This window comes from Treponema sp. (assembly GCF_024696245.1).
In the GTDB taxonomy this organism is placed as follows: Bacteria; Spirochaetota; Spirochaetia; order Treponematales; family Treponemataceae; genus Treponema_D.
Window position 1 is genome coordinate 1 of sequence record NZ_JAILGZ010000051.1, and the last position, 12513, is coordinate 12513.

A 12513-nucleotide genomic window follows, 5' to 3' on the forward strand; every position below is an offset into this window, starting at 1 on the left:
ACACAACAACACAATAAACAACAACACGTTGGGGGGTGAGGGAAGGAACTAATAAAAAAACATCTGCTTTCTCCCAAGGAGACCAAACAAAAGGAACAGCTTCCTGGATATTTGGGGGGCTGTTCCTTTTTTTTGGTCTCCTTGGGATAACGCAGATGTTTTTTTATTATTCCCTTCCCTCACCCCCCAACATATTTTTTCTTATTGGTTTTTATTCTCTTTAACATTTGAAAAAGTCTATTGTCTTAATTCCTTATTTAATTGATAATTGCCCTATGGTTAGCCACAGCTAACTTAATGAGATTTTTACTCATCTATTATTTATAAGTTACAAGGAGTTCCTATTATGAAAAAGGTTTTGGTTTGTAAAGAAAAAGACAAATTAGAAACCCGGGTTGCCTTGATTCCTGATGACATAAAAAAGTTATCAGCACTGGGCTTTAGCTTTAAGGTTGTTTCCGGAGCCGGAGTAAAAAGCGGTTTTTCTGATGATGCCTACAAAGCTGCAGGGGCTGAAATAGTTGCTGATGAAAAGACAGCATATTCTGACAGTGAAATTGTTGTACGCATTCTTAAACCGGAGACAGCTGCAGGTTTAAAAGAAGATACCCTTCACATCAGTTATCTTGATCCATTCAACGAAAAAGATCTTTTAAATGAATTTGCAAAAAACAAAATTCAGGCCCTTTCACTGGAGATGATTCCCCGCACTACCCTTGCTCAGAAAATGGATGTTCAGTCTTCACAGACATCCCTGGCAGGTTATGTTGCAGTATTGAATGCAGCAGCTCATCTTCCAAAGATTCTTCCTATGATGGTTACTCCAGCCGGTACAATTAATCCTGCAAGAGTTTTCATTATTGGTGTAGGTGTTGCAGGACTTCAGGCAATAGCAACTGCAAAACGTCTTGGTGCAAGAGTTGATGCTTTTGACACCCGCCCTGTTGTAGAAGAACAGGTTAAGTCCCTTGGTGCCAGCTTTGTAAAAATTGACCTGGGAGAAATGGGTCAGACTGCACAGGGATATGCAAAGGAACTTACACCTGAACAGATTGCAAAACAAAAAGAAGCTCAGGCTAAAGTTTGCGAAAAATCAAACATTGTAATTACAACTGCAAAAGTATTCGGAAGAAAAGCTCCACGCCTTATAGAAAAAAATGTTCTTGACCGCATGATGCCTGGTTCAGTTGTAGTAGACATGGCTGTTTCTACAGGAGGCAACGTAGAAGGTTCTAAGTTTGGAGAAAACGTTGTTACGGAAAATGGCGTAACAATTATGAGCGGTGACCTTCTTGAACGTCAGGTTCCTTATGATGCATCAAAGATGCTTTCCGGAAACATCTCTGCCTTCCTTCAGCATTTCTACAATAAAGAAAGCAAAGAGTTTGAAGTTAAGCTTGAAGATGAAATCATGAAGGGCTGTCTTCTTACTAAAGGCGGACAGATAATTCATGAACGCTTCAAGAATAATTAAAAATTAATCAGGAGACTCAAATGGATATAATGTTAATTTTTGTATTTGTTATAGCTGCATTTTTAGGAGTTGAACTTATCTCTAAAGTTCCTTCACAGCTTCACACTCCCCTTATGTCGGGAACAAATGCCATTTCCGGAATCACTGTAGTAGGTGCAGTTTCAATTACAGCACTGGCAGTTTCTACAGGCGGAATGCTTGGCAGGATTCTGGGATTTTTAGCAATTGTTTTTGCCACCATTAACGTAATCGGCGGTTACATGGTTACTGACCGCATGCTGGGAATGTTCAAAAAAAAGGGAGATAAAAATAATGAATAAAACACTTATTGATATCCTTTACATGATTTCCTGCATTTTCTTTATCAGGGGAATCAAGCTTTTAGGAAAAACAGATACAGCCCGCAAGGGAAATCTTTATTCATCTTTAGGAATGCTCATTGCCGTAATTACAGTTCTCTGCCAGAAAGAAGTCTTTGCTTCATGGAACAGCAGCAACTGGCTTGCAAACGGTTATGTATGGATTGCAGCAGCCGTTCTTCTTGGAGGAATCATCGGTGCCATCTGGTCAAAGAAAGTTCAGATGACAGGAATGCCGGAACTGGTTGCCCTCTTTAACGGATTCGGAGGTCTGTCTTCTTTACTGGTTGCCCTTACCCAGTACTTTGTTCAGCCTAAGGGAACTTACTTTACTTCTGTTTCCCTTGGACTTACAGTTGCCATCGGTGCAGTTGCCTTTACAGGTTCCCTTGTTGCATGGGGAAAACTTTCCGGTAAAGCATTTAAAAAGATTTCTTCAATTCCTGCAAAAAATATAATCAATGCAATTCTTTGTATCGCGGGAGCAGCTGCTATTTGTGCCTACTCTTTCTTTACAAAAGACAATCCATTCAATTATGCAAAAATTGAATTTGCCGGAATCATGGCAACAACAGCCATCTTCCTTATTTTAGGATTTACCATGGTACTGCCAATCGGTGGCGGTGACATGCCTGTAATCATTTCTTTCCTTAATGCCCTCTCTGGTCTTGCTGCAGCCTTTGCCGGATTTGCAATCAACAATACAGTTCTTGTTGTATCAGGATGTCTTGTTGGAGCTTCAGGTCTTATCCTTACCCTTATTATGTGTAAGGCTATGAACCGTAAATTCTCCAACCTTCTCTTTAAATCATTCGGTGCAAAGAAAAAGACTGGTGCAAATGGTCCTGCAAAAGAACCTGCTTCAATGTCAGTTGAAGATGCATACATGATTCTTGAAGCTGCAAAAAATGTAGTTGTAATTCCTGGATACGGTATGGCAGTTGCTCAGGCTCAGCATGCAGTTAAGGAACTTTGTGACAAACTTGAAAACAACGGTGCAGAAGTAAACTTTGCAATTCACCCTGTAGCAGGACGTATGCCTGGTCATATGAATGTTCTTCTTGCAGAAGCAAATGTTCCTTACGAGCAGCTTAAGACTGCTGACGAAATGAATCCTCAGATGAGCAATGTTGATGTAGCAATTGTTATTGGTGCAAATGACGTTGTTAATCCTGCAGCAATTAACGACCAGTCTTCTCCATTATACGGTATGCCTGTTATCAATGCTTTTGAAGCACGCACTGTATTTGTTCTTAAAAGAGGAAAGGGAACAGGATTCTCAGGAATTGAAAACCCGCTCTTTACAAATGACAACACTGTAATGATTTACGGAGATGCAAAGCAGACAGTAAGTCAGCTGGTTGCAGAATTCGATTCATAAACTCTGGCTCCAAAAAAATTTTTTTATAAAACCTTGAAGGGAGAAGCAGCAAAAAGACACAAGTGACCTTCACGCTTTGTCTCTGCTGTTTCTCCCTTCGTCTTTTAATTCAATCTGAATGAATTACTATCCTTGTAGCAGTATCTCCCTTTAGTTATAATTTATGAATATAAAAATTACAGCACTCATTTTAAGGAGAAAAAAATGCCCCAGAATAAAGAAGCCCCTGTTAAACAGCTCACTCATGAACTTAAATATGAAAACCGCTGGATGAAAGTATACGAAGATAAAATTGAACGCAGCGGTGGGAAGGAGGGGCTTTACGGCGTTGTAGAAAAAGGAGAGTTTGCCCTTATTGTTCCCTTTGACGGAAAAAATCTTTACCTTGTAGAACAGTACCGCTATCCCCTTAAAGTAAATACCCTGGAATTTCCTCAGGGAATGCTGGAAGCAAAAGATTCAGACATTAAAGAAAATGCCCTCAGGGAACTTAAAGAAGAAACCGGTCTTACTGCAGCTTCAATTCAAAAAGTGGGAACATTTTTTACTGCAGTAGGTTTTTCTGATCAGACCGGCCATGTCTTTATTGCAACCGATCTTACTAAAGGACAGCCTCACCTTGATGAAGAAGAAAGTGACCTTAAAGTAAGGACAATAACACCCGGAGATTTTGAAACCCTTGTAAGGACAAACATAATTAAAGATTCAGGCACCCTCTCTGCCTACGGAATTTTAAAGGCAAAAGGCCTTCTATAATATTCCGTTATATAAAAAAAGACTTTATTCATTTTAATGAAGGAATAAAAGTAATCTAATATAATCTTGATATGCGTAAGATTTTTTTAATTTCTATGGCCATATCACTGCTGATATCCTGCTCAGAACCTGCAGACAGCATTGATGTTTCTGAAGTCTACGGTGAATACGAACTCACCGATGGAACCCTTATTATCAACAGCTCTGAATGTTTCATTCAGCTATATGTTGATGAAGATGAAGACGGAAACCTTGATACTTATGAAGCATCATACACCTACTCTTCTTCTACCGGTATAGCTGATGTAATTGTTACGGACACTGTAGAAAGCGTAACAACTCCTTCCTATAGCTGCAGCTACGGCAACATAGGCAGCTCAGATTCAACCGGAAGCGGAACCCTGACCCCAGATTCAGGCTCAACAAAAGCCCGTCACATTACTGTTACCGCAGGAAGTTCCTCAGTAACTGACTGTTACAAAACTGTATACACCGGCATTACCTTTACCACCGCTTCAACTGATTATACTGTTTACATAAGGGATCCTGCTTCTACCGATTCTGACGATCAGGAAAAGGACTACAGACTGCCTTACAGCCTTAACGGCACAAGTGTAATGCTTTACTTTAAGAAACCTGTCTCAAGTTCCAGCGGTTCTTCTGACAATACACAGACTTTCTACATTAAAAACTCCAGCGGCAGTAACTACGGAGGATCAGGTACAGTTAATGACATGTGTATCTGGCCTCAAAACACCCCGGTTTACGCTTTTAAAACCGAAGTAACAGAATAAAAACATAAAAAAATACAAAAAGCCCCCCTCTTTTAAAAGGCCGGGGCCTGATTTTAAAATCAATGAACTAAAAAAAATGCTTCAATATTACTATTTCTTGTTATATAATTTAAACAAAAGTAAAAATTGTTACAGGGGGCTAATATGCGTCAAATAAAAATACAGCTTCCAGTTATTGCCTCAATTATCATCACCTTAGGATGTCTTATTGGCATTTCCTTCTGGTTTGATAACAATACAGAAAAACTTATAGAAAAATCAGTAAAAAAATCTCTGGAACAAACCTGCCGTTCACAGGCATCAGTTTTTAAAACAAGACTGGAAGACCAGATGTCCATGCTCAAATCCATGTCCCTGCTTTTTGATTCAGTAGACATGAATGACAAGGAACAGCGTCGCACAGCAGTTCAATCTTTTAGAGCTTCAGAAACCTTCAGCGCAATTTATATTGCAGATAAAAACGGAGACTGTATTTCTGCCAGCGATATGGAAATTAATATTGCAGACCAGGACTTTTTTAAAAACAGCATGAACAATCAGTTCATCATTTCTAAAGCAATTCTTCCAGGCAACGGCTATAACGAAAGTCTTATTGTTTCTGTACCGGTGCGTAAAAAAAGAGAAATTACAGGAGTTCTTTTTGGTGTCTTTTCTGATATAAAACTGAACTTATTTATAGAAGGTTTTAACTTTAACGAAGACTCATCTTCAATTCTGGTTTCTTCTGACGGAATGATTATTGCCAGAACTGACAAAAGCAAACTTATAACCAGCAAAATCGTAAACTTCTTTGACCTGGGAACTTCCTGGGGCCTTGATGGAGAAATGACAGTAGAAAATATAAAGGCAGAATTTAAATCCCAGCAGCCTGTAATTATTCCCTATCAGTCCGGAACACAAAAGCGCATGGCAATACTTGCTCCTGTAGCAATTGAAGGATGGTACTACGCCCTTATTACGCCTCAGACAATTATCACTGATATGTCTACAACCATTTCTTCCCAGCTTATAGCAGTAGAAACCAGCATTTCACTTGCCTTTCTTTTGCTGATTTTTTCTACAGTGTTCCTTCTTCGCAGCAATAATGAAATTCAGCGTACCAACGAAAAATTCCGTATTGCTACAAAACAGACTCAGACAATTGTCTTTGACTACGACTTTTATAAAGACAAGCTTGAACTTTCAGGCGACACTGAATTCCTTTGCAAAAATGGCAATGACAAACTTCAGGGAAAAGAAATTGAGGAACTTCTTAACCAGGTTCACACTGATGATATTTCCTTTATCCGTGATCTTGATAACCTCCGCAGTAATGATGCTTCATCCTTTAACAGGGAAGTCAGAATCCGCTGCACTGACAATAACTATTACTGGTTTAAGTTTATTGGAACAGTAGTAAGATCAGAAAACGGCAATGCCCACCGCTTTGTAGGAAACCTTGTAAACGTAGATGAAGTAATGAACAAGGAGCAGCTTCTTAAACAGAAAGCAGAAGAAGATCCTCTTACAGGTATTCTTAACAAGGCAACATTCCGTGAACGTATTGAAAATGTTCTTTCTGAATCCAACGACAACGGTATCTATGCCTTCTATATTATAGACCTGGATAACTTTAAAAAAGTAAACGATACAATGGGCCACATAATCGGAGACAAAGTTCTTCTTGATACAGCAAAAAAACTCTGCATGGTATTCAGTGACAAGGACTTTGTAGGAAGAGTTGGTGGTGATGAATTTGCGGCATTCCTTAAGTTGCAGGCAGTTGATATTACTACCGGAGAAAAAATTCTTCAGGCTAAGGCAAAATCCATCTGCTCAAGACTTAACGAAATATATACGGACGGCAATGTAAAGATCAACGTTTCTTCAAGTATAGGCGTTGCCATTTATCCTCAGCACGGAACAAAATATGCAGACCTCTTCAGGCATGCTGATGAAGCTCTTTACGTTTCTAAAAACAACGGAAAGAATCAATTCCACATTTATTCCAGGCAGGAGATGCAATGAAAAAATACTTTTTTGCCCTTTTCCTTTGTCTTGCAAGTCTCTCTCTTTTTTCCTGTAAAAAACAGAATGCCCTTATAGCTGCAATTAATTTTAATGCAGACCTTGAATGGTTTGAAGAAGCCGTTCAGGGAATGAAAGACATGGCTGCAGAAAACCATGTAAAATTTACCAGCTGCAACTCTTATTATGATACGGAAGTTGAATATCAGCTGGCACAAAGTCTGGTCCGCTCCCATGTAAAGGCTGTAATCATAAGTCCAATTGACTACACCAATTCCATGGAAGCAATCGACTACCTTAAGACCCACGGCATAAAAGTTGTAACCTGGAATACTTTTGTAAACTATCCTGTAGACAGTGAAATTATCGTTAACTCAAGCCACCTGGGTTCACTTACAGGAGAGTACCTTGTTAAATACTTTAAGGAACATAATTTATCCGGAGTAAAGGCCGCCTTTATCATAAACAATTCCTACACCATTGCAGAAGAACGATGCTGGGGCTTTAAGAGTTCCATAAAACCTCTTCTGGATTCAAAAGGAATTATTCCCGTATCTGAATTCAACAGTGAATTAAAAGAAGAAACCATGAGGAATGTCCGCACCCTGCTGGATAAAAACCCGGATATTGGACTCATCTGGTGCTGGAACCAGACAACACTGGACAGCTGCATGCTTGCCCTTAATGAATTAAACCGCAACGATATTCTTTTATGCGGAACTGACCTTAACCGGGACATAGCCCAGGCCATGCTTAAGGAAGATACAAATCTCCTGGCCGTAACAGTTCAGGACCCTTACAAAATGGGCTGCAAGGCTTTTAACAATGCCCTTGATGTAGTAAAAGGCAAAGAAGTAGAAATGATTGCAGAGATTCCTGTAAAACTCTACACCAATCAGGACAAAGAATCCCTGAAAGCCTACATAGAAGAAAGCACCCGCATCCACAAAAAAATCCACAAATGATTATTTAATAGAAAACACTATTGCACTAAAAAAATAGCAGCCTTACCATAACCACGCGAATTTTTCCAAAGAAAAACGAGCCAATAAAACTCGTCCATTTTCATATAATATTGCGTCCATAAAAAACACGTTACTTAACATCACGACGCGAGTTTCCAAAGGAAACTCGACCATTTTGATACAATGTTGCACTAAAAAATAGCAGCCTTACCATAACCACGCGAATTTTTCCAAAGAAAAACAAGCCAATAAAACTCGATGCGAGTTTTCGCCAGCGAAAACTCGTCCATTTTGATATGGTATTGCGTTTAACGCAATACCATATCAAAATGATTTCACTTTACGCAACATCCTCTTAGCAATATAATACCTAACTGAAAATAATGCGTTAGCGGTATAAATACATGATATTCATGCCCACACCTGTCTTTCTGCAAGAAATCAGAAAAACCTCAGGAAACGCCAAAAACAGGAGAAAAAAATGGGAAACAACTATTTTAATTCAATTCCATGGCGTGAAGCTCGTCTTCAGCTTGGACACTGCCGTTCAATGGCAAAAGAAGAATTCGCTGACGGAGTAAAAGCTCTTCAGGGAAAGAAAATCGTAATCGTAGGATGTGGTGCTCAGGGATTGAACCAGGGTATGTGTCTTCGTGACTCAGGACTTGATGTTTCTTACGCACTCCGCGATTCTGCTATTGCTGAAAAACGCCAGTCATGGAAAAACGCTACTGAAAACGGATTCAAAGTTGGTACATATGATGAACTTATTCCTACAGCTGACCTTGTAGGTAACCTTACTCCGGATAAGCAGCACACTCCTGTAATTACAGAAGTTATGAAGAGAATGAAGAAAGGTTCTTCACTCTGGTATTCACATGGATTCAACATGATTGAAGAAGGAATGCAGATTCGTCCTGATATCACAGTTGTAATGTGTGCTCCAAAAGGACCAGGTACAGAAGTTTACCATGAATTCCAGCGCGGATTCGGTGTACCTGATCTTATCGCCGTACACCCTGTAAACGATCCAGAAGGAAAGGGCTGGGCAATTGCAAAAGCTCTTGCAGTAGGAATGGGCGGTTCAAAGGCTGGTGTTCTTGAATCATCATTTGTAGCAGAAGTTAAGTCTGACCTTATGGGTGAACAGACAATTCTCTGTGGTATGCTCCAGGCTGGAACAATCGTTTGCTACGACAAAATGGTAGCTGACGGAATCGCTCCTGAATATGCAACAAAACTTCTTATGCACGGATGGAATGTAATTTCTGAAGCTCTTAAATGGGGTGGAATTACAAACATGATGGATCGTCTTTCTAACCCTGCAAAGATTAAGGCTAACGAACTTTCTAAAGAAATCAAGACTCTTCTTGCACCACTTTACCAGAAACACATGGACGACATTATTTCCGGAAAATTCTCTTCTACAATGATGGAAGACTGGAAAGCAGGAGACAAGGATCTTCTTACATGGCGTGAAGAAACAGGAAAACTTCCATTTGAATCAACAAAAGAATCAGACGAAGAAATCACTGAACAGGAATACTTTGACAAGGGTATCCTTATGGTTGCAATGGTTAAAGCAGGATGTGAACTTGCATTTGAAACAATGGTAGACGCAGGAATCAAACCTGAATCAGCTTACTATGAATCACTCCATGAAGTTCCTCTTATTGCAAACCTCATCGACCGCAAGCGCCTCTACGAAATGAACCGCGTTATCTCTGATACAGCAGAATACGGATGCTATCTTTTCAGCCGCGTAGCAGCTCCAATGATGGCAAAAGACCTTATGCCAAAACTCACAACAGAAGTTATCGGTAAAGGCCTCAGCGTAAAGAGCAACAGCGTTCCTAACACTCAGCTTGTAGAAGTAAATGCCGAAATCCGCAACCACCCAATCGAAGTAGTAGGCCGCAAGCTTCGCGCATACATGACTGCAATGAAGCCTGTATTGTAATAGTTTACAAGTACTGCGAGTTTTACGCAGTAAAACTCGACCAACTTGGCGTCAGCCAAGTTGATATGACAGCTATGAAGCCTGTATTATAATACTTTAACAAACATATCCCGCGAGTTTATGCAAAGCATAAACTCGTCCAACTTGGCGCAAGCCAAGTTGCCAGGACTGCAATGAAGCCTGTACTCTAATACTTCAACGTAGTCTGCGAGTTTTACGCAGTAAAACTCGACCAACTTGGCGCAAGCCAAGTTGATAGGACTGCCATGAAGCCAGTACTCTAATTGTTTACAAGTACTGCGAGTTTTACGAAAGTAAAACTCGACCAACTTGGCGCAAGCCAAGTTGCCAGGACTGCAATGAAGCCTGTATTGTAATTGTTTAACAAACATATCCCGCGAGTTTTACGAAAGTAAAACTCGTCCAACTTGGCGTCAGCCAAGGTGCAAGATCAACCGTAAGCACGGCTTTACCATTCTTTGTGCCAGTTACATCGTAGGCACCCCATACATCGGTTCTGGCATAACTTTTAACATGAGCATCTTCTGATGCAAACTTATATCCGCCGGATTCCCTGTTAAGACCTGCAATTGCCCAGATAGTATTATTAATAAGACTTCCGCTGGCATAAGGAATTATATCTGCAGTGTCCCCCAGTCTTTTTATTCGTCGGAATCAAGAGTTACATCAAAGTTGCAGATATCGTCAGTATCAAGATTTATTTCTTTTTCCAAAGTCTTCCACTTTCCGTTTTCTTCTCCGTCTACATCAGTAAACACAAGTTTTCCCTCAGAGCTGAAAGTGTCATCAATATCAATATAATACTTACCATCCATGGAAGAATAAGAAGAAGCAACTGTTTCATTACCAGAAACAAAGTCTATTTTGATTCCACCGACAGGCTCATTTACTCCGTCTTTATCAGAATCCCCTGAGACCTTACCATAAACCGTATTGTAACTTTCCACTACTCCATAACATGAAGTCAGGGTACCGATTCCCAAAAGAGCAAGTATCGAAGCGGATATTTTTTTCCATGTCCAGGTAATTTTATTTATATTGTTTTTCATAAAAAACTCCGGAATTATTCTTAAATATTTCTTAATGAAAATTTAATTCAATGAATATAAAATTTCAAGTTATCTCAGCCAGCATCTGAAGATTACAGTGTGCAGGTTCTTCAGACATTGAATTATATAGATGAAGACCGTTTCCAAGACAGTTCTTCCATTCTTTGCATAAAGCACACCTGCCCTTCTTTGCCCAGTTTCTGTTCCGAAGATTTTTATATTCTTCATTCCATATCTGCATGAAAGGTCTGTGATAAATGTTCCCCTGAATAAAATCTTTTCCCCGTACAGAAAGACACGCGCTTACATTTCCGTCGCACATAACGGAGCCCACATTTATTCCACCGCGGCAGAAATAATAATAATCCCTTACTTTAAGTTCGTATTTTCCAAGAAAACCTTCACAGGCATAATTGAGTCTGATACCGTTTCCTTTTTTATCCTTATACTTTCTTGTTTCTTTTATAAACTCCATAAGCTGTAGGTATTCATGATTAGAAAGGGCAAGATTATTTTCTGCAGCACGACCTGACGGAAATATAGAAAATATCCGCCAGCGCTCAACCCCCAGTTCAATCAAAAAATTCCTGAGGGCCGGAAGTTCATCAAGATTATTTTTATGAACACAGGTAATTACATCAAAGGCAAAATATCCCGGATTATCTTTCTGAAACTTTACGACCGTCTTTATTGCATTTACTGTTCTTTCAAAAGAAGAGGGATTTTTTCTAAGAGCCGTATGCTGCTCTTTAAGTCCGTCAAGAGAAAAACTTATGGAAGTCATTCCGCTTTTTAATAGTGAAGCAAAGCGCTCCGGTGTAAAGGCAAGGGCATTAGTAACGATTCCCCAGTTGAATCCCCTCTTTACAATCTGCTTACCTGCCTCTTCAAGATCAGTGCGCAACAGAGGTTCCCCTCCCGTAATGCAGACAGTCAGATGCCTTGAAGTATTATTCTGCTTAATATCATCAAGCACCTGTACAAAATCCTCAAGCGGCATATCTTCTACATCAGAAGTTTTAAGGCAGTCACTTCCACAATGTTTACAGTTAAGGTTGCACCGTAACGTACACTCCCAGAATAAATAATTAAGCTCGTGTTTTTTTATAACTCTGTTTCTGTAACAACGAAAAATAAAACGTCGGAAATATTCTGTGACATGCATATATAATTCCTGAAGCCAAAAAATAACTTCAATTCTGTTTTTAATACGTCGAGTCAAGGCACGCCAACGCTTAAAGCCTTGACTTCGCCGTTTTGAGGGTTTGTATTTACAATGATAATTGAATTCCATTTGTAAGACAAATTATAACAGCTTTTCAAGTTCCCTTATCTTTTCTGATGTTGTCGCCCAGCTTGTTGCTAAACGCACAACCGTATGAGAATCATCATATTTTTCCCAGAAACTGAATTTTACATTTTCGGCAAGCTGCTTCAACTTATCATTTTCCAGAATTACAAACTGCTGGTTAGTTGGAGAATCAATAAAGAATTTATATCCTTTCTGTATAAAAACAGATTTCAATTCTTCAGCGCGGTCAATTGCATTCTTTCCGAGTGAAAAATAAAGATCATTTGTAAACAGCGTATCAAACTGAATTGCATTAAGACGGCCTTTTGCAAGGAGTGCACCATGTTTTTTTATAAGATGTTCAAAATGTGCAGGCATATTATTTTTTGTAAAAACAACAGCTTCTCCGCATAAAGCACCAACTTTAGTTCCACCAATATAAAAAACGTCACACAG

At 39.5% G+C, this 12513-nt stretch carries 10 protein-coding genes and 1 pseudogene; 8 read left to right on the plus strand and 3 right to left on the minus strand.

Features of this window, described 5'->3' with window-relative positions; translation table 11 throughout:
- Window positions 1-346: 346 nt before the first annotated feature.
- The 8 genes from K6D58_RS03495 to ilvC all read left to right on the plus strand — a co-directional run bounded on the left by K6D58_RS03495 (window position 347) and on the right by ilvC (window position 9696).
- The gene (locus K6D58_RS03495; protein ID WP_296827646.1) at window positions 347-1474 is read left to right on the plus strand and encodes an NAD(P) transhydrogenase subunit alpha; all 1128 of its coding nucleotides are present in this window, start codon (window positions 347-349) and stop codon (window positions 1472-1474) included.
- 20 nt (window positions 1475-1494) lie between these two features.
- Entirely contained in the window at window positions 1495-1794 is a 300-nt protein-coding gene (locus K6D58_RS03500; RefSeq protein WP_296827649.1) for an NAD(P) transhydrogenase subunit alpha part 2, read from the plus strand.
- Window positions 1787-3214, plus strand: a complete 1428-nt coding sequence (locus K6D58_RS03505) for an NAD(P)(+) transhydrogenase (Re/Si-specific) subunit beta (RefSeq protein ID WP_296827651.1) — start codon at window positions 1787-1789, stop codon at window positions 3212-3214. The genes K6D58_RS03500 and K6D58_RS03505 overlap by 8 nt, the downstream gene beginning before the upstream one ends.
- 204 nt (window positions 3215-3418) lie before the next feature.
- A complete protein-coding gene (locus K6D58_RS03510) occupies window positions 3419-3970 on the plus strand; it encodes an NUDIX domain-containing protein (RefSeq protein ID WP_296827653.1) in 552 nt (183 codons plus the stop codon).
- Window positions 3971-4041: 71 nt separating this feature from the next.
- On the plus strand, window positions 4042-4764 hold the full coding sequence (locus K6D58_RS03515) for a hypothetical protein (protein WP_296827655.1): 723 nt from the start codon (window positions 4042-4044) through the stop codon (window positions 4762-4764).
- 144 nt (window positions 4765-4908) lie between these two features.
- Window positions 4909-6771, plus strand: a complete 1863-nt coding sequence (locus K6D58_RS03520) for a sensor domain-containing diguanylate cyclase (protein ID WP_296827657.1) — start codon at window positions 4909-4911, stop codon at window positions 6769-6771.
- A complete protein-coding gene (locus K6D58_RS03525) occupies window positions 6768-7736 on the plus strand; it encodes a sugar ABC transporter substrate-binding protein (protein ID WP_296827661.1) in 969 nt (322 codons plus the stop codon). Before K6D58_RS03520 ends, K6D58_RS03525 begins: the two co-directional genes overlap by 4 nt.
- A gap of 481 nt (window positions 7737-8217) precedes the next feature.
- The gene (ilvC, locus tag K6D58_RS03530; protein WP_296827664.1) at window positions 8218-9696 is read left to right on the plus strand and encodes a ketol-acid reductoisomerase; all 1479 of its coding nucleotides are present in this window, start codon (window positions 8218-8220) and stop codon (window positions 9694-9696) included.
- A gap of 662 nt (window positions 9697-10358) precedes the next feature.
- Here ilvC and K6D58_RS03535 read toward each other — a convergent pair.
- The 3 genes and pseudogenes from K6D58_RS03535 to K6D58_RS03545 all read right to left on the minus strand — a co-directional run.
- Complete coding sequence (locus tag K6D58_RS03535; protein ID WP_296827667.1) at window positions 10359-10766, minus strand: hypothetical protein; 408 nt, start codon at window positions 10764-10766, stop codon at window positions 10359-10361.
- Between the two features lie 64 nt (window positions 10767-10830).
- Window positions 10831-11931 (minus strand): TIGR04133 family radical SAM/SPASM protein, encoded by a 1101-nt coding sequence (locus K6D58_RS03540; protein ID WP_296827669.1) that lies wholly within the window; start codon window positions 11929-11931, stop codon window positions 10831-10833.
- 141 nt (window positions 11932-12072) lie between these two features.
- Window positions 12073-12513, minus strand: a pseudogene (locus K6D58_RS03545) (low specificity L-threonine aldolase); the annotation flags it as partial.